Source organism: Variovorax sp. VRV01, assembly GCF_014852545.1.
Lineage (GTDB): Bacteria > Pseudomonadota > Gammaproteobacteria > Burkholderiales > Burkholderiaceae_C > Variovorax > Variovorax beijingensis_A.
In genome coordinates, this window is sequence record NZ_JACVBS010000001.1 from 110,150 (window position 1) to 126,610 (window position 16,461).

16 protein-coding genes are annotated in these 16,461 nt (G+C 68.4%); 6 read left to right on the forward strand and 10 right to left on the reverse strand.

Going from position 1 to position 16,461, the window contains the following annotated elements; translation table 11 throughout:
* Positions 1 to 2 precede the first annotated feature (2 nt).
* Genes IB278_RS00540 through IB278_RS00550 form a run of 3 tightly spaced genes read right to left on the reverse strand, consistent with a single transcriptional unit; the run spans position 3 to position 3,738 of the window.
* Complete coding sequence (locus tag IB278_RS00540; RefSeq protein ID WP_192322374.1) at positions 3 to 1,859, reverse strand: M61 family metallopeptidase; 1,857 nt, start codon at positions 1,857 to 1,859, stop codon at positions 3 to 5.
* Positions 1,859 to 2,581: a DsbC family protein gene (locus tag IB278_RS00545; protein ID WP_145740061.1), complete on the reverse strand. Its 723-nt coding sequence runs from the start codon at positions 2,579 to 2,581 to the stop codon at positions 1,859 to 1,861. The genes IB278_RS00540 and IB278_RS00545 overlap by 1 nt, the downstream gene beginning before the upstream one ends.
* Before the next feature lie 20 nt (positions 2,582 to 2,601).
* The gene (locus IB278_RS00550; protein ID WP_145740063.1) at positions 2,602 to 3,738 is read right to left on the reverse strand and encodes an FAD-dependent monooxygenase; all 1,137 of its coding nucleotides are present in this window, start codon (positions 3,736 to 3,738) and stop codon (positions 2,602 to 2,604) included.
* A gap of 97 nt (positions 3,739 to 3,835) precedes the next feature.
* Between IB278_RS00550 and IB278_RS00555 the strand changes: the two genes are divergently transcribed.
* Positions 3,836 to 4,717, forward strand: a complete 882-nt coding sequence (locus tag IB278_RS00555; protein ID WP_192322375.1) for an MOSC domain-containing protein — start codon at positions 3,836 to 3,838, stop codon at positions 4,715 to 4,717.
* A 13-nt stretch (positions 4,718 to 4,730) separates the two neighbouring features.
* Here the strand turns inward: IB278_RS00555 and rbsD are convergent, their stop codons facing one another.
* From rbsD to IB278_RS00585, 6 genes are read right to left on the reverse strand one after another with little or no spacing between them, the layout of a single operon-like run.
* Entirely contained in the window at positions 4,731 to 5,129 is a 399-nt protein-coding gene (gene rbsD, locus IB278_RS00560) for a D-ribose pyranase (protein ID WP_145740067.1), read from the reverse strand.
* On the reverse strand, positions 5,126 to 6,094 hold the full coding sequence (gene rbsK, locus IB278_RS00565) for a ribokinase (protein WP_145740069.1): 969 nt from the start codon (positions 6,092 to 6,094) through the stop codon (positions 5,126 to 5,128). Before rbsK ends, rbsD begins: the two co-directional genes overlap by 4 nt.
* A complete protein-coding gene (locus IB278_RS00570) occupies positions 6,091 to 7,200 on the reverse strand; it encodes a LacI family DNA-binding transcriptional regulator (RefSeq protein ID WP_145740071.1) in 1,110 nt (369 codons plus the stop codon). Before IB278_RS00570 ends, rbsK begins: the two co-directional genes overlap by 4 nt.
* A 25-nt stretch (positions 7,201 to 7,225) precedes the next feature.
* On the reverse strand, positions 7,226 to 8,209 hold the full coding sequence (locus IB278_RS00575) for an ABC transporter permease (protein ID WP_145740073.1): 984 nt from the start codon (positions 8,207 to 8,209) through the stop codon (positions 7,226 to 7,228).
* Complete coding sequence (locus IB278_RS00580; protein ID WP_192322376.1) at positions 8,206 to 9,828, reverse strand: sugar ABC transporter ATP-binding protein; 1,623 nt, start codon at positions 9,826 to 9,828, stop codon at positions 8,206 to 8,208. The genes IB278_RS00575 and IB278_RS00580 overlap by 4 nt, the downstream gene beginning before the upstream one ends.
* Before the next feature lie 44 nt (positions 9,829 to 9,872).
* Positions 9,873 to 10,829, reverse strand: coding sequence for a sugar ABC transporter substrate-binding protein (locus IB278_RS00585; protein ID WP_145740075.1), 957 nt, complete (start codon positions 10,827 to 10,829; stop codon positions 9,873 to 9,875).
* Positions 10,830 to 11,042: 213 nt separating this feature from the next.
* Between IB278_RS00585 and ychF the strand changes: the two genes are divergently transcribed.
* Positions 11,043 to 12,134, forward strand: coding sequence for a redox-regulated ATPase YchF (gene ychF, locus IB278_RS00590; protein ID WP_145740077.1), 1,092 nt, complete (start codon positions 11,043 to 11,045; stop codon positions 12,132 to 12,134).
* Between the two features lie 9 nt (positions 12,135 to 12,143).
* Positions 12,144 to 12,818 carry a glutathione S-transferase gene (locus IB278_RS00595; protein WP_145740079.1) on the forward strand — a complete coding sequence of 225 codons (675 nt, stop codon included), beginning with the start codon at positions 12,144 to 12,146 and terminating at the stop codon, positions 12,816 to 12,818.
* A gap of 10 nt (positions 12,819 to 12,828) precedes the next feature.
* On the opposite strand, the gene IB278_RS00600 is transcribed toward IB278_RS00595, so the two are convergent.
* Entirely contained in the window at positions 12,829 to 13,299 is a 471-nt protein-coding gene (locus tag IB278_RS00600) for a YqaA family protein (protein WP_015867395.1), read from the reverse strand.
* Between the two features lie 181 nt (positions 13,300 to 13,480).
* On the opposite strand from IB278_RS00600, the gene dusB reads away from it, so the two are divergent.
* Genes dusB through purH form a run of 3 tightly spaced genes read left to right on the forward strand, consistent with a single transcriptional unit; the run spans position 13,481 to position 16,423 of the window.
* On the forward strand, positions 13,481 to 14,539 hold the full coding sequence (gene dusB / locus IB278_RS00605) for a tRNA dihydrouridine synthase DusB (RefSeq protein ID WP_025569407.1): 1,059 nt from the start codon (positions 13,481 to 13,483) through the stop codon (positions 14,537 to 14,539).
* A 19-nt stretch (positions 14,540 to 14,558) separates the two neighbouring features.
* A complete protein-coding gene (locus IB278_RS00610; RefSeq protein WP_007838304.1) occupies positions 14,559 to 14,795 on the forward strand; it encodes a Fis family transcriptional regulator in 237 nt (78 codons plus the stop codon).
* A 20-nt stretch (positions 14,796 to 14,815) separates the two neighbouring features.
* Positions 14,816 to 16,423 (forward strand): bifunctional phosphoribosylaminoimidazolecarboxamide formyltransferase/IMP cyclohydrolase, encoded by a 1,608-nt coding sequence (gene purH / locus IB278_RS00615; protein WP_192322377.1) that lies wholly within the window; start codon positions 14,816 to 14,818, stop codon positions 16,421 to 16,423.
* The last annotated feature ends 38 nt before the right edge of the window (positions 16,424 to 16,461 follow it).

Consider the following 16,461-nt stretch of genomic DNA (forward strand, 5'->3'; position numbering starts at 1 on the left):
TCTCAGCGCCGCGCGCCCGGCGCGAGCCAGGCCGCGATCTTTGCCGCGTCGTGCGAGAACAGCCGCCAGGTGGTTGCGCCTTCCGGCAGCACCAGCGGCAGCCTCAGCAGCTTGCGGTCGCGCGCCACCAGTGCGGTGCAGCGCGTGGCGTCGCCGAGGTACAGCGCCAGGTCGTCGAGCTTGGCGATGCGCCAGGCCTGCGCGGGGCGCTGCTGGCCCTTGCGGCCGATGGCGGGCAGTTCGATGCCGATCCACTCGTCGTTGGCCGAGAAGCCGGCCTTTTCGGCGGCGCCGCCGCGCAGCACCACCTTGACCTGGACGCTGCCGTTGGCCTCGGCCACGCGCAGGCCCAGCGCCTGCGCCTGCTGCGAGGGGTCTTCGAGCGCGGCCACGCCGTGCGCGCGCAGCAGTTCGGCCAGCGGCAGTTCGTCGGTCGAGTGGATCCACTGCGCGATTTCTGCCGCATAGGAGCGGCCGCCCACGGCCTCGAGCGCCGCGGCCACGTCGGCTTCGCTGATCGGGCCGCCATCGCCTTGCGTCCACAGGTGGCGCATCACGTCGTCGAGCGTGCCCTTGCCTTCGCGGCGCAGCGTGAGGTCGAAGCACAGCGCCACCAGCGCGCCCTTGGTGTAGTAGCTGACGGTACCGTTGGGCGTCTGCTCGTCCTGCCGGTAGTACTTGACCCAGGCGTCGAAGCTCGCCTCGGCCACCGACTGCACGAGCCGGCCCGGCGTCTGCAGCACTTGGTTCACGGTCTTATTGAGCAGGCGCAGGTAGCCGGCGTCGTCGATGCGGCCGGCGCGGCGCAGCAGCAGGTCGTCGTAGTAGCTGGTGAAGCCCTCGAAGAACCACAGCATCTGCGTGTAGTTCTCGCGACCGTAGTCGTAGTGCGCGAATTCGGCCGGCCGCATGCGCTTGACGTTCCAGGTGTGGAAGTACTCGTGGCTGATCAGGCCCATCAGCGTGGTGTAGCCCTCGGGCTGCTTCTTCGCGCCGCGCTGCGGCAGGTCGCGCCGGTTGCAGATCAGGGCGGTGGAGTGCCGGTGCTCGAGCCCGCCGTAGCCGTCGTCCACGGCATTGAGCATGAACACGTAGCGGTCGATCGGCGGCTTGGGGCCGCCCCGTTTGCCGGCCTTGTCGCCGTGCCAGAAGCGGATCTCGGCTTCGCAGATGGCCTGCGTGTCGGCGATCAGGCGTTCGCCGTCGAACGAGGCGGCGGCACCCGCGATGACGAAGCGGTGCGGCACGCCGCAGGCTTCGAACTCGGCGCTCCAGAAGGGGCCCATCTCGACCGGGCTGTCGGCCAGCTCGTCGTAGCCGGCGGCCAGGTAGCGGCCGAAGCCGTGCTTGTCGATCTTCGCGGGCACGAGCGCGGTGGCGCACGACCAGCGCGCATCGTCGCCGGGCGGCAAAGCGGGCGCGCTGATTTCCAGCACATGCGGCGCATCGGCCTGGCCCTCGACGCGCAGGCACAGGCTGGTGCCGTTGAAGAAGCCGCGGCCGGCATCGAGCCAGGCGGTGCGCACCGAGTTGTCGTAGGCGCAGACCTGGTAGTGCAGCACCAGCGGCTGGCCCGGCACGCAGTCGACCTGCCAGCTGCACTTGTCGAGCTGCGTCAGCGCGGGTTTGCGGCGTCCTTGCGTGGCGCGCAGGCCCTGCAGGTTCTTGGCGAACTCGCGCACCAGGTAGCTGCCTGGAATCCACACCGGCAGCGCCACGCGCTGCTGCGCGGCGGGGGCCTCGATGGTCAGGGTGACGGCGAACAGGTGTGCATGCAGGTCGGCGCACTCGATGCGGTAGTGCACTGCGGCGGCCGGCGCAGCCGCTCGCGCGCGCCGGGAAACGGTCGGCGCGGCCATCAGTTGATGGAGGCAGCGAGTTGCTTCTCGACCTGGTCCGCGGGAATGGCGCCCGGCGCGCGGGTGCCGTCGCTGAAGATCAGCGTGGGCGTGCCGGTGATGTTGTACTTGCGGCCGAACTCGACGTTGCGCTGCAGCGCCGTGACGTCGCAGCTGGTTGCCGCGGTGGCGGGCTTGACGCTGGTTTCCATCCAGTCGCCCCAGGCCTTGCCCTTGTCCTTGCTGCACCAGATGTCGCGCGACTTGACGGCCGAATCGGGGCCGAGCACCGGGTAAAGGAACAGGTAGACGGTGACGTTGTCGACGGTCTTCATGTCTTTCTCGAAGCGCTTGCAGTAGCCGCAGTTCGGGTCTTCGAACACCGCGAGCTTGCGCTTGCCGCTGCCGCGCACGATCTTGATGGCGTCTTTCACGGGCAGCTTGTCGAACGAGACCTGGCTGAGCTTCTCGATGCGCTCCTCGGTCAGGTTCTTGCGCGCATTCACGTCGATCAGGTTGCCCTGCAGCAGGTAGTTGCCCTGCTCGTCGGTGTAGTAGATCTGGAAGCCGTTCACGCGCACTTCGTAGAGGCCCGGCAGCGGCGACTTGGTGACTTCGTCGATGGCGGGGAACTGCGGAATGCGTGCCGGAAGGTTCTTGCGGATCTCGGCCTCACCGGCCAGGGCCGTAGCGGCCGCAGCCAGCGTGCAGGCGGCGAGAAGAAGGTTGCGTGCGAGTTTCATTGGAAGTCCGGTCGATGGATTCATGCCTTCAAGCCCATCGCCTGGTTGGCGATCCAGTGCTTGAGGAGGCGCGTGCGGTCGAAGCCGCGCATGCCCCAGTTGCGCAGCGCGGGCAGGGGCCCCACGCTGTGCGAGAACAGCTGCTGCAGGCCGTCGGTGGCCAGGCTCATCTGCAGCACGTCGGCGCGGCGCGCGCGCTCGTAGCGGCGCAGCAGGCGCGGATCGCCCACGCTGCGCCAGTACTCGCGCTGGCGGATCACGTCGGCCAGCATGGCCGCATCGGCCAGGCCCAGGTTGAGGCCCTGGCCTGCGAGCGGATGCACCGTGTGGGCCGCATCGCCGGCCAATGCCCACGACTGCGCAGCCGTACCCTGCGCCTGCGGCATGGTGCCGGTCCAGCGATCGGCAATGGCGCGCGCGAGCGGCCAGGCGGCGCGCTCGCTCGTGAGCCGAAGCGGGCCGAGCGCGCCATGGCTGGCTTCGCTCACCGCGGCGTTGAATTCCTCGTCGCCTTGCGCCAGCAGCGCGGGCGCGCGGAGCTGGTCGACCGACCACACCAGCGCCAGCGAACGGCCCTGCACGCCGCCCATCGGCAGCAGCGCCAGCACCTCGCCCGTGTCGTTGAACCACTGGCGCGCCACGCCGTCGTGTGGCTGCGCCGCTTCGAGCCGCGCCGCAATCGCATGCTGCGGATAGCGCGTGACGGCATAGCTCACGCCAAGCGCGTCGCGCGTGGCGCTGGCCTTGCCTTCGCACACCACGGTAAGCGGCGCGGGCACGGGTGCAGCCACGACCTCCACCTGGGGCTGGAAGCGCACCGCATCGGCCAGCTGCTGTTCGAGCGCCGGCACGTCGACGATCCAGGCCAGCGCATCGACCTTCTGCCGCACGGCGCTGAACTGCACGCGCCCGCCTTCGTCGCCGTGCACGAGCATTTCGCGCACCGGCGTGGCATGCGCGGCGTCGGGCCAGGCGCGCAGCGATTCGAGCAGGGTGCGGGAGGCGGTGTTCAGCGCATAGGCCCGGATGTCCTGCTTGCCGGCCGCGGCGGGCGGAACCACCAGCGCGACGCGCACGCGCTCGCGTGCGAGCAGCAGGGCCAGCGTGCGGCCCACGATGCCGGCGCCACGAATGCAAACTTCAGGAGGGAGGGCCATCCGGCCATTGTAAGAACAAGCCCAATCCCGGGCTGCGCCCTGGCGGGCCGATGCGGGACAATCGCGGCCCAATTCCAAGGAATCCAAGGAACCCCACGTGCCACAGCCCGCCTTCGACATTGAAGCCACCATTGCGCGCCTGTTCGTCTACCCCGTGAAATCGTGCGCGGGGGTCGAGCTTCCCGAGGCGTTGCTGACCGAAACCGGCCTGGAATTCGACCGCGCCTGGATGGTGGTCGACGCCCAGGGCGAATTCGTGACCCAGCGGCAATTGCCGCGCATGGCGCTGATCCGTCCGCAGATGAAGCACATGGAAGTGGTGCTGCGCGCGCCGGGCATGCTGGCCCTGCACCTGGCGTTCGACCGGGTCGAGAAACCGGTGCGCGTGCGGGTCTGGAAGGACGAGGTGGCGGCCTACGACATGGGCGACATCGCCGCCCAGTGGTTCAGCGACTTTCTCTCCGAGCCGGGCAAGCCGCAGGCGCTGCGGCTGGTGCGCTTCGACCCCGAGCACAAGCGCCTGTCGAGCCTGCAGTGGACCGATGGCATCGAGGCGACCAATCAGTTCGCCGACGGCTTTCCGCTGCTGGTGGCCAGCGAGGGTTCGCTGGCCGAGCTCAACGAGCGGCTGGCCGCCGCGGGCCACGATGCGGTCGGCATCGAGCGCTTCCGGCCGAACATCGTGCTGGCCGGCATCGAATCGCACGACGAGGACCGGGTCGATGCACTGCACGTCGCCACCGGCGAAGGCGAGGCCGAGCTCAAGCCCGTCAAGCCCTGCACCCGCTGCCCGATTCCCGACATCGACCCAGCCACGGCCTCGAGCAGCCCCGAGGTCGGCGACATGCTGCGCACCTACCGCGCCGATCCGCGCGTCGACGGACGCATCACCTTCGGCATGAACTGCATCGTGCTGCAGGGCGTGGAGCACATGCTCAAGGTGGGGCAGCCGGTAGGCGCGAACTACCGCTTCGACTAGGCCCTGGCCGGCTCTAGAAGGTCACGCCGGCGTACAGGACGATGTTGGCGTAGGGCGTGCATTCGCCCGTGCGGATCACCGCCCTGGCGCGTGCGCTCAGGCGCTTGAGTTCCTCGTGCGACACCGTCTCCGGCAGGGCGGCCAGCTGGCCTTCGCACCATGCCGGCAGCTGTCCCGCCGGCAGCTGCCCGATGGCTTCGCGCGCGATCAGCGCGCGCTCCACCTGCATCTCCGAAAGCACGACCTTGAGCACGTCCGCGACCCGCGGAATCCCCGGCGTGAGCGCCAGGTCGATGCGCCGGGGGCCGTCGGGAATCGGCAGGCCGGCATCGCCGATCACCAGCATGTCGCCATGGCCGAGCGCGGCAATCACTTGCGAGAGTTCGGCATGCAGCAGGGCGGTACGTTTCACAGCGCGGTCCAGTCGGGAGGCATGGGGCTTTGCAGCACGGCGTCGCGCTGCGGAATGGAAGGCTGGGCGCCGGGCCGCTGGATGCACAGCGCGGCGGCGCGGATGCCCAGGCGCACGGCTTCGTCGAAGGACTGGCCCTCGCCCAGTGCCACGGCCAATGCGCCCAGGAAGGTGTCGCCTGCGGCCGTGGTGTCGACCGCCTGCACCCTGGGCGCGGGATGGTGGCGCGCGCCGTCGGCATCGATGGCCACGGCGCCGCGCGCGCCCAGCGTGACGACCACGCGCGCGACGCCCTTGGCACGCAAGGCCTGGCCGGCCAATGCGGCTTCCTGCGGGCTGTCGGCGGCCTGGCCGCACAGCGCCTCGGCCTCGATCTCGTTGACGACCAGCGTGTCGATGCGCGGCCACAGCGGCTCGGCGATCGGCTGCACCGGCGACGGGTTGAGCAGCACCCTGCAGCCGGCCTCGTGCGCCACCGAAATGGCGCGCGCGACCTGGTCCATCGGTATCTCGAACTGCGTCACCAGGAAGGCCGCGCCCTGCAGCTGCTGCCGCAGCGCCGCCGCGTCGATCTCGGCCTGCGCGTTGGCGCCCGGAATCATCACGATGCGGTTCTGGCCGCTGTCTTCCACCAGGATCAGCGCGGTGCCCGTGGGCTCGCTGCGGCTCGTGCGCAGCGCGGCGGTGTCGATGCCGTCGCACATGAGCGCGCCGCGCAGCGCCTGGCCGTGCGCGTCGGCGCCCACGCAGCCGATCATGGCCACCCGGGCGCCTTCGCGCGCGCAGCTCACGGCCTGGTTGGCGCCCTTGCCGCCCGGGATATGGGCGATCGAATGGCCCAGCAGGGTTTCGCCCGCGGCCGGTGCATGCGGCACGCGCAGCACGATGTCCATGTTCAGGCTGCCGAGCACCACGATGCGTGGCGGCTGGGCGGCGCTGGAAGAGGGAGAAGGCTTCGAACTCACGGGGTGCGGGACTTTCGGCTTGGCGCGGCTGCCGCTTCGGACGCGGGGGCGGAAGAGGACGAGGAAGAAGAAGACGGTGCGGCGGCCTCGCGGAAGCTCGCGTGCCGCGCGGTCGAGGCGCGCACGCGCAGCTCGGGCTGCAGCACCACCTTGCGCGCATCGCGCCGTTTGCCGCCCACGCGCTCCAGCAGCATGTCGACAGCCAGCGCGCCGATGCGCTCCTTGGGCTGCGCCACGGTGGTGAGCGGCGGGCTGGTGTAGGCCGAGAGTTCGATGTCGTCGAAGCCCACGATCGAGAGCTCGTCAGGCACGCGCACGCCGCTTTCATGCGCGGCGCGCAGGGCGCCGATGGCCATCAGGTCGTTGCAGACGAAGACGGCCGAGGGCGCCTCTTCGGTGCGCAAGATGGCGTGCATCGCCTCGTAGCCGCCCTGGCTCGTGAAGCCGCCGCGCCACAGCAGGGCGTCGGCATTCGGCGCGGTGCCGTTCTCGGCCAGCGCCATGCGCCAGCCCTCGATGCGCTGCTCGCTCGGCATCACGCCCACCGGCCCGCCGATGCAGGCAATGCGCTTGTGGCCGAGCGACAGCAGGTGCCGCACCGCGAGCAGGCCGCCCTGCATGTGGGCGGTTTCCACCAGGTCGCAGGCCGGATCGGCAATCTCGCGGTCGACCAGCACCGTGGGAATGCGCAGGCCGTGCAGCTGCGTGACGAGCGAGTCGTCGTCGCCGGCGCCGGTCGACACCACGATCAGCCCGTCGATGCGGCGCTCGGCCAGCACCTGCAGGTAGACGCTCTGGCGGCGCGGCTCGTCGTCGGTGTTGCACAGCACCAGCGTGTAGCCGGCGCCGAAGCAGCGGTCTTCGACGATGCGCACGATCTCGGCAAAGTAGGGGTTCGAGCTGTTCGGAATCAGCATGCCGAGCGTCGAGGTGGTGTTGCTCTTGAGGCTGCGCGCCATCGCATTGGGCACGTAGCCCAGCTCGCGGATGGCCTGTTCCACGCGCTCGCGGCCCTTGGCGCTCACGTGGCGCGTGTCGTTGACCACGTGCGAGACGGTGGTGACCGAAACTCCCGCGCGCAGCGCGACGTCCTTGATGGTGGCCATGGTGGCTTCCCCTTTTGTTGCAGCGTCAGGCCAGGCGGCGATCGGCCCGGCGCTGGCGCAGGGTGTCGATGATCACCGCAACCACGATGACCGCGCCGGTGATGATGCGTTTGCTCGGCTCGCTGGCGCCCACCTGCGCGAGTCCGGCCTCGAGCACCGCGATGATCAGCACGCCGAAGAAGGTGTTGACTACCGAGCCGCGCCCGCCCATGAGGCTGGTGCCGCCGATCACCACGGCCGCGATCACCTGCAGCTCGATGCCGACGCCGGCATTGGGGTCGGCCGCTTCGAGCCGCGCCGACTGCATCAGTCCCGCGAGCCCGGCCAGCAGGCCGGTGGCCGCGAACACGATGATGCGGATCGGCCGCGGATCGATGCCCGCGAGCCGCATCGCTTCTTCGTTGGTGCCGATGCCCACCACGTGCCGGCCGAACACCGTGCGCGTGAGCACCAGCTGGCCGGCGGCCACCAGCACCACCGCCAGCACGAAGGCCGCGGAGATGCCGCCGAGCCACGGCGCGGCCAGGCCCGAGATGGCATCGCCCACGTACTGGGTGCGCGAATCGGTCACCAGGTAGGCGCCGCCGCGCACCGCCTCCAGCATGCCGAGCGAGACGATGAAGCTCGGCAGCCGCCATGCGACCGACACCGCGCCCGTCACGCTGCCGCACACCAGCCCGGTGGCCAGGCCCAGCGCCGCGGCCACCGGCACCGAGAGCTTCCACTGGAGGATGGCGGCGGCCGTGACCGCCGCGCTGAGTGCAAGCACCGAGCCCACCGACAGGTCGATGCCCGCGATGATCAGCACGAAGGTCATGCCGACCGCCATCACCGCGAGCGCGGGAATCTCGTTGGCAATGGAGATGAAGGTTTCGCGTGTGAGGAAATATTCGCTCAGCGTGCCGAAGAGCGCGACCATGCCCACGAGCACGACGGTCAGGCCCACGTAGGTGCCCAGCTGGCCCTTCAAGGCGGAGGGCGGGGCGGAGGTAGCAGCGGCTGCGGTCATGGTGTGTCGGCGGTGGCCGGTTGGCCCGGATTCGAATCGGAAATGGCGGAGCCCGCCGTGGTGGGGGTTGCCGCATTGGCGGCGCGGCCTGCCGCATCGCTGAAGGCGGCGGCCAGCAGCGATTGCTCGCTCCACTGGCCGCGCTCGAACACCGCGACCAGCCGGCCGGCGCTCATTACGCCGATGCGGTCGCACATGGCCATGAGTTCGCGCAGGTCGCTCGACACCATCAGGAGCGCCTTGCCGGCGTCGGTCATGCGGTCGAGCTCGGCGTACAGGTCGGCGCGCGCACCGACGTCCACGCCGCGCGTGGGCTCGTCGAGCAGCAGCACCTTGCATTCGCGGTGCAGCCAGCGCGCGAACACCACCTTCTGCTGGTTGCCGCCGCTCAGGGTGGCCACCGGCTGCTCGATGCTGCGCGAGCGGATGCGCAGCAGCTCCACCAGCCTCCTGGCAATGCCGCGCTCCTTGGCGCGCTGCAGCCAGCCGGCGTGCGAGATCGCGCCCAGGTCGCTCAGCGTGGCGTTGACGCGGATCGATTGCGCAAGCAGCAGCCCCTGCGACTTGCGGTCCTCGGTCACAAGGCCGATGCCGGCGCGGATGGCCTGCATCGGCGAGCGCCAGCCCTTGCGCACGCGCAGCACCGGCTGCGTGGCGGCGATGCCGTCGTAGAGAAGAATTTCGCCGCGGTCGGCGCGGTCGGCGCCGAACAGCAGGCGCACGAGTTCGGTCCGGCCCGAGCCAACCAGGCCCGCCAGGCCCATGACTTCGCCTGCATGCAGGTCGATGTCGACGTCCTTCACGGCCTCGGCCCGGCCGATGCCGCGCGCGCTCAGCAGCACCGGCCCGGCCACGCGGCGGTCGCGGCCTTCGTGCTCGTGCACCGCGCGGCCCACCATGCGCTGCACCAGCTCGGCTTCGCGCACGCCGGCCATGGCGCGCACGTCCACCAGCCGGCCGTCGCGCAGCACCGCCACGCGATCGGCGATGCGCTGCAGCTCCTCGAGCCGGTGCGACACGTAGACGATGGCCACGCCGCGCGCCTTCAGCAATTCGATCTGCTCGAACAGGTGCGAGGTCTCGCGCGGCGTGAGCATGGCGGTGGGCTCGTCGAGCACCAGCACGCGCGTGTCGTCCTGCAGGTTGCGCGCAATCTCGACCATCTGCTGCTGGCCGATGCCCAGCCGCGCCACGGGCGTGGCCGGGTCGATATGTTCCATGCCGATCTTCGCGAGCTGGCGCGCGGCCAGTTCGTGCAGCTTGCCGCGGCGGATCCAGCCGGTCTGGTTGGGCAGCCGGTCGAGCAGCAGGTTCTCGGCCACCGACAGCGTGGTGACCAGCCCCAGCTCCTGCATGACCATGCGCACGCCCAGGCGCTCGGCGTCGCGGCGGGAAGCAGGCTGGAACGCCGCGCCGCCCAGCAGCATCTGCCCGCGCGTGGGCTGCACCAGGCCGCAGACGATCTTCGAGAGCGTGCTCTTGCCGGCGCCGTTCTCGCCCGTGAGCGCGAGCACCTCGCCGGCGTTCAGCACCAGCGAGACGTCGTCGAGCACCGGCGCCGCATAGTCCTTGCCGAGCGCGCTCAGCGAGAGCACGGGCACGGCAAGGCCGGTATTCATGGCGGCGGCAGGTGCGTTCAACGTCGGCTCTTTTTCTTCTGGGCTTACTTCGCGGAGGACTTGGTGACCAGCACCACGTCGGTCTTCACTTCGGCCGGCATGGCCGACTGCGGCTTCTTCTCGGCCAGCGCCTTGAGCGCGGTCTCGATGCCGAACACCGCCTGCTTGGCCGCGAACTGGTCGGCGGTGGCAAGCACGCGGCCGTCCTTCAGCATTGGCTTGATGGCGCCGATGTTGTCGTAGCCCACCACCAGCACCTTGCCGGTCTTGCCCGCGGCCTTGACGGCAGCGACCGCGCCCAGCGCCATGCTGTCGTTGCCCGCAAGCAGCGCCTTCAGGTCGGGGTGCTCGCGCATCATGCCGGCGGCCACCGTGTTGCCCTTGTCGATTTCCCACTGGCCCGACTGCACGCCCACCACCGTGGCGCCGGCGGCCTTCATGGCGTCCTGGTAGCCGAGGGTGCGCTGCTGCGCATTGAAGGTGGTCGACACGCCTTCGATGATGCCGACCTTGTCGCCGGCCTTCAGGCTCTTGGCGAGCTCGTCGCCCACCAGCTTGGCGCCGGCGCGGTTGTCGGGGCCCACGAAGGGCACCTGGATGCCCTTTTCCTTCAGCGCGGCGGCGTCGAACTGGTTGTCGATGTTGACCACCAGGATGCCGCGGTCGATGGCCGCCTTGACCACCGGCACCAGCGCCTTCGAATCGGCCGGCGCGATGACCAGCGCATTGATCTTCTGCGCCATCATCTGCTCGACCATCTTGATCTGGGCGGCCGTGTCGGTCTCGTCCTTGATGCCGTTGGCCACCAGCGTGTATTCCGAGGCATGCGCCTTCTGGTGCGCCTTGGCGCCGTCTTCCATGGTGCGGAAGAATTCATTGGCCAGCGACTTCATGACCAGCGCGACCTTGGGCTTGTCCTGGGCCAGGGCGGGCGAGGCGGCGAAGGCGCCCAGCAGCGCCAGGGCGGCTGCGCTTTGCAGCGTGCGGCGGGTGAACTTCATGGGTGATGTCTCCTGAGGTGGTTGAGCGGTTCGCCGGTCTGTGGCCGGGGCACCGATGTTAACCAACGAAAACGTTTGCGCAAACGTTTGCTAATCCGGTTTAACCCTGATTTTTCTGGGCACCTTCCAGGGCGAGCGAAGCGGCCTGAAGTACGCACGGCCGAGGGAAAACCTGGACAGCCTAAAATCCCCGGTTACCCAAGAGGACCCCCCATGAGTTTGCAATGCGGCATCGTCGGCCTGCCCAACGTCGGTAAATCCACCCTTTTCAATGCGTTGACCAAGGCCGGCATCGCGGCGGAAAACTATCCGTTCTGCACCATCGAGCCCAACGTGGGCGTGGTGGAAGTGCCCGATCCGCGGCTCGCGCAACTGAGCGAAATCGTCAAGCCCGAGCGCGTGGTGCCCGCGATCGTCGAGTTCGTCGACATTGCCGGCCTGGTGGCCGGCGCCAGCACGGGCGAGGGCCTGGGCAACAAGTTCCTCGCGCACATCCGCGAAACCGACGCCACCGTGAACGTGGTGCGCTGCTTCGACGACGAGAACGTGATCCACGTGGCCGGCAAGGTCGATCCGATCTCCGACATCGAGGTGATCCAGACCGAACTCTGCCTGGCCGACCTCGCCACCGTCGAGAAGGCGCTGCACCGCCACACCAAGGTGGCGCGCTCCGGCGACAAGGATGCGCAGAAGCTGGTCGGCCTGCTCGAACGCTGCCAGGCCGCGCTGAACGAGAACACGCCGGTGCGCGCGCTCGAGTTCACGAAGGAGGAGCAGCCGCTGGTCAAGTCGTTCACGCTGATCACCGCCAAGCCCGCGATGTTCGTCGGCAACGTGGCGGAAGACGGCTTCGAGAACAACCCCTACCTCGACCGCCTGCGCGAATATGCGGCGAAGCAGGGCGCGCCCGTGGTAGCCATCTGCGCCAAGATCGAAGCCGAACTCGCCGAGATGGACGATGAGGACAAGAAGATGTTCCTCGCCGAAATCGGCCAGGAGGAGCCGGGCCTCAATCGCCTGATCCGCGCGGCCTACAAGCTGCTGGGCCTGCAGACCTACTTCACCGCCGGCGTGAAGGAAGTGCGCGCCTGGACCATCCACATCGGCGACACCGGCCCCCAGGCCGCCGGCGTGATCCACGGCGACTTCGAAAAGGGCTACATCCGCGCCCAGACCATTTCGTTCGAGGACTACATCGCCTACAAGGGCGAGCAGGGCGCGAAGGACGCGGGCAAGATGCGCTCGGAAGGCAAGGAATACGTGGTCAAGGACGGCGACGTGATGAACTTCCTGTTCAGTTCGTAGAGCCGCGTCATGCTCACCGTCCATCACCTCAACAATTCGCGCTCGCAGCGCGTGCTTTGGCTGCTCGAAGAACTTGGCCTGCCCTACGAGATCGTCCACTACCAGCGCGACCCGCAGACCATGTTGGCGCCCGCTTCGCTGCGGGCCGTGCATCCGCTGGGCAAGTCGCCGGTGGTGACCACGGACGACGGGCTGGTGCTGGCGGAGTCGGGTGCGGTCATCGAAACGCTGATCGAGCGCCATGGCAGCGGCCGCTTGGCGCCCGCGGCGGGCACGCCGGAGGCGGTGCGCTATCGCTACTGGCTGCATTTCGCGGAAGGCTCGGCGATGTCGCCGCTGCTGCTCAAGCTGGTGTTCGACAGGGTCGAGAACGGCAGGATGCCCTTCTTCGCGAAGCCGATCGCGAAGATGATCTCCGGCAAGGCCAAGGCGGCCATCGTCACGCCCAATATTGAAAGCCACCTGGATTTCATGGAAGCCGAGCTCGGCAAGAGCGAGTGGTTTGCCGGCAGCGAATTCACGGGTGCCGACATCCAGATGAGTTTCCCGGTCGAAGCCGCGCAGGCGCGCGGCGGCCTCGATGCGAAGCGGCCCAGGCTGATGGCGTACCTGGAGCGCATCCATGCGCGGCCCGGCTACCAGCGCGCGCTCGAACGCGGCGGCCCCTACGGCCTCCTGAGCTGAAGCGTTTGCTTCACGACGGGAACACGTAGAGCAGCGCGACCGTCATGCAGACATAGCGCAGGAACTTCCCGATGGCCATGTAGCCCAGGCATGGCCAGAACGGCAGCTTGAGCCAGCCCGCCACCGCGCACAGCGGATCGCCCACCAGCGGCAGCCAGCTCAGCAGGCAGGCCTTGGGCCCGAGCCGCTCCAGCCAGCCCAAGACCCGCACATGGTGTTTCGAGTGCGAATATTTGTCGGCCACCTTGTGCGCGCCGTAGCCCATCCACCAGTCGACCGCGCCGCCCAGTGTGTTGCCCACCGTCGCGACCAGGATCGCCGGCCAGAACATGTCGGGGTTGAGCTTGAGCAAGCCGAAAAGAATGGGCTCCGAGCCCACCGGCAGCAGCGTGGCCGAGACGAAGGCCGCGATGAACAGCGTGGAGAGTCCGTATTGCGGAAGCGCAAGGAGCGCCAGGAGTGCGTCGAGCCAGGCTTGCATAAGGTGAAATGAGTCGACGCAGTATAGGCAGCGAACCTTCTGCGGCAGGTCGGAGAAAACGCCGGATGCAACCGGTGCTTGCGGTGTACCGCGCGCGCAAATCGTTTCAGCGCATGGAATCGCGCGTGGCTACAATCGTGCCTCATTTTTCAGCAGCCGCTCTCGCGACGCTTTCCACTTCATGACCTTGCAGATCGGCACCCACACGCTGGAAAACCGCCTGTTCGTTGCGCCCATGGCCGGTGTGACGGACCGGCCGTTCCGCATGCTGTGCCGCGAACTCGGCGCGGGCTACGCGGTCAGCGAGATGGTCACCTCGCGCAAGGAACTCTGGAACACGCTCAAGACCTCGCGCCGCGCCAACCACGACGGCGAACCCGGTCCCATCGCGGTGCAGATTGCCGGCACCGATGCGGCCATGATGGCCGAGGCTGCGGTCTACAACATCGAGCGCGGTGCGCAGATCATCGACATCAACATGGGCTGCCCGGCCAAGAAGGTCTGCAACAAGTGGGCCGGTTCGGCGCTGATGCGCGACGAGCCGCTGGCGCTCGAAATCGTGCAGGCCGTGGTCGATGCGGCAGCGCCCCACAACGTGCCGGTCACGCTCAAGATGCGTACTGGCTGGAGCGAAGAGCACCGCAACGCGGTGAAGCTCGCGCGCGATTTCGAATCGGCCGGCGTGCAGATGCTCACCGTGCACGGGCGTACCCGCGAGCAAGGCTACAAGGGCAGCGCCGAGTACGACACCATTGCCGCCGTGAAGGCCGCAGTGCGCGTGCCGGTGGTGGCCAACGGCGACATCCGCTCGCCCGAGAAGGCGCGCGAGGTGCTCGCGGCCACCGGCGCCGATGCGGTGATGATCGGCCGCGCCGCGCAGGGGCGGCCCTGGATCTTCCGCGAGATCTCCCATTTCCTGGCCACGGGCACGCACCTTGCACCGCCGCTGGTCGCCGAAGTGCGCCGCCTGCTGCTCGACCACCTGGTGGAGCACTACGCGCTCTACGGCGAATTCAGCGGCGTGCGCACCGCGCGCAAGCACATCGGCTGGTATGTGCGCACGCTGCCGGACGGTGAAGCCTTCCGCGCGCGGATGAACACCATCGAAGACTCCGCTGCGCAGCTGCGCGCGGTCGGCGATTATTTCGACGGGTTGGCGGACCGCATGGACCGCATGCCCGTGCACCAGGCGGCCGAAGAGCTGTCCGGTGAAGAGGAGGCGGCCTGCGCCGCCGATTGAGAGGAAGAGAAGAAAAAACATGAGCAAGAAACACATCGAGGACTGCGTGCGCACCAGTCTGGACAGCTACTTTCGTGATCTGCGCGGCACCGAACCCGACGGCATGTACGAGATGCTCGTGCGTGTGGTCGAGAAGCCCCTGCTCGACGTCGTGATGACGCGCGCCGAGGGCAACCAGTCGAAGGCCGCGCAATGGTTGGGCCTGAATCGCAACACGCTTCGCAAGAAGCTGGTTGAACACAAACTCTTGAAATAAATAACTCCACGGCATATTCCATGGCCCACACCGCACTCATCTCCGTCTCCGACAAAACCGGCATCCTCGAATTCGCGCAGGCGCTGCATGCGCTGGGCATCAAGCTGCTGTCCACCGGCGGCACCGCCAAGCTGCTGGCCGATGCCGGCCTGCCCGTGACCGAAGTGGCCGACCACACCGGCTTTCCCGAAATGCTCGACGGCCGCGTGAAGACGCTGCATCCCAAGATCCACGGCGGCCTGCTCGCGCGGCGCGACCTGCCCGCGCACGTCGCGGCCATCAAGGAACACGGTATCGACACCATCGACCTGCTGGTGGTCAATCTCTATCCCTTCGAAGCCACGGTGGCCAAGGCCGGCTGCACGCTGGAAGACGCGATCGAGAACATCGACATCGGCGGCCCGGCCATGGTGCGCAGCGCGGCCAAGAACTGGAAGGACGTCGGCGTGCTGACGGACGCCTCGCAATACCCCGTGGCGCTGGCTGAACTGCAGGCCGGCGGCAAGCTCAGCGACAAGACCAGGTTCGCGTTCTCGGTGGCCGCGTTCAACCGCATCGCCGACTACGACGGCGCGATCAGCGACTACCTCTCGGCCATCGACTTCGACGCCAGCATCGGCCAGCCCTCGCCCACGCGCTCGCTGTTCCCGGCGCAGAGCAACGGCCGCTTCGTGAAGGTGCAGGACCTGCGCTACGGCGAGAACCCGCACCAGCAGGCCGCGTTCTACCGCGACCTATATCCGGCGCCCGGTTCGCTCGTGTCGGCGAAGCAATTGCAGGGCAAGGAGCTCAGCTACAACAACATCGCCGATGCGGATGCCGCATGGGAATGCGTGAAGAGCTTCGACGTGCCCGCCTGCGTGATCGTCAAGCACGCCAACCCCTGCGGCGTGGCCGTGGGCAAGGACGCGGCCGAGGCTTACGCCAAGGCCTTCAAGACCGACCCGACCTCGGCCTTCGGCGGCATCATCGCCTTCAACCGCCCGGTCGATGGCGAGACCGCGCAGGCCATTGCCAAGCAGTTCGTCGAAGTGCTGATGGCGCCGGGCTACACGCCCGAGGCGCTCGAAGTGTTCCAGGCGACCAAGGCCAAGCTCAACGTGCGCGTGCTCGAGATCGCACTGCCCAAGGGCGGCAGCACCGACTGGGACAACGGCCGCAACGCGATGGACGTCAAGCGTGTCGGCTCGGGCCTGCTGATCCAGACCGCCGACAACCACGAGCTGGCGCTGGCCGACCTCAAGGTGGTCAGCAAGAAGCAGCCCACGCCCGAGCAGCTGCAGGACCTGCTGTTCGCATGGAAGGTCGCCAAGTACGTCAAGAGCAACGCCATCGTGTTCTGCGCCGGCGGCATGACCATGGGCGTGGGCGCCGGCCAGATGAGCCGCCTCGACTCGGCGCGCATCGCGAGCATCAAGGCCGAGCATGCGGGCCTGTCGCTGAAAGGCACGGCGGTGGCAAGCGACGCCTTCTTCCCGTTCCGCGACGGGCTCGACGTGGTGGTCGATGCCGGCGCGAGCAGCGTCATCCAGCCGGGCGGTTCGATGCGCGACCAGGAAGTGATCGACGCTGCCGACGAGCGCGGCGTGGTCATGGTGCTCTCGGGCGTACGCCACTTCCGGCACTGAGTCTCTGCCCCTCGGGCAGGGGCGCCCTTCGGCGCCCC

Excerpts from the sequence above, each read along its gene's own strand:
- IB278_RS00600 (WP_015867395.1), bottom strand. The coding sequence starts at position 13,299 with ATGCAAGCCTGGCTCGACGCACTCCTGGCGCTCCTTGCGCTTCCGCAA.
- IB278_RS00570 (WP_145740071.1), bottom strand. The coding sequence starts at position 7,200 with ATGGCCACCATCAAGGACGTCGCGCTGCGCGCGGGAGTTTCGGTCACC.
- IB278_RS00545 (WP_145740061.1), bottom strand. The coding sequence starts at position 2,581 with ATGAAACTCGCACGCAACCTTCTTCTCGCCGCCTGCACGCTGGCTGCG.
- IB278_RS00575 (WP_145740073.1), bottom strand. The coding sequence starts at position 8,209 with ATGACCGCAGCCGCTGCTACCTCCGCCCCGCCCTCCGCCTTGAAGGGC.
- IB278_RS00580 (WP_192322376.1), bottom strand. The coding sequence starts at position 9,828 with ATGAATACCGGCCTTGCCGTGCCCGTGCTCTCGCTGAGCGCGCTCGGC.
- IB278_RS00550 (WP_145740063.1), bottom strand. The coding sequence starts at position 3,738 with ATGGCCCTCCCTCCTGAAGTTTGCATTCGTGGCGCCGGCATCGTGGGC.
- purH (WP_192322377.1), top strand. The coding sequence starts at position 14,816 with ATGGCCCACACCGCACTCATCTCCGTCTCCGACAAAACCGGCATCCTC.
- IB278_RS00585 (WP_145740075.1), bottom strand. The coding sequence starts at position 10,829 with ATGAAGTTCACCCGCCGCACGCTGCAAAGCGCAGCCGCCCTGGCGCTG.
- dusB (WP_025569407.1), top strand. The coding sequence starts at position 13,481 with ATGACCTTGCAGATCGGCACCCACACGCTGGAAAACCGCCTGTTCGTT.
- IB278_RS00610 (WP_007838304.1), top strand. The coding sequence starts at position 14,559 with ATGAGCAAGAAACACATCGAGGACTGCGTGCGCACCAGTCTGGACAGC.
- ychF (WP_145740077.1), top strand. The coding sequence starts at position 11,043 with ATGAGTTTGCAATGCGGCATCGTCGGCCTGCCCAACGTCGGTAAATCC.
- IB278_RS00540 (WP_192322374.1), bottom strand. The coding sequence starts at position 1,859 with ATGGCCGCGCCGACCGTTTCCCGGCGCGCGCGAGCGGCTGCGCCGGCC.
- IB278_RS00595 (WP_145740079.1), top strand. The coding sequence starts at position 12,144 with ATGCTCACCGTCCATCACCTCAACAATTCGCGCTCGCAGCGCGTGCTT.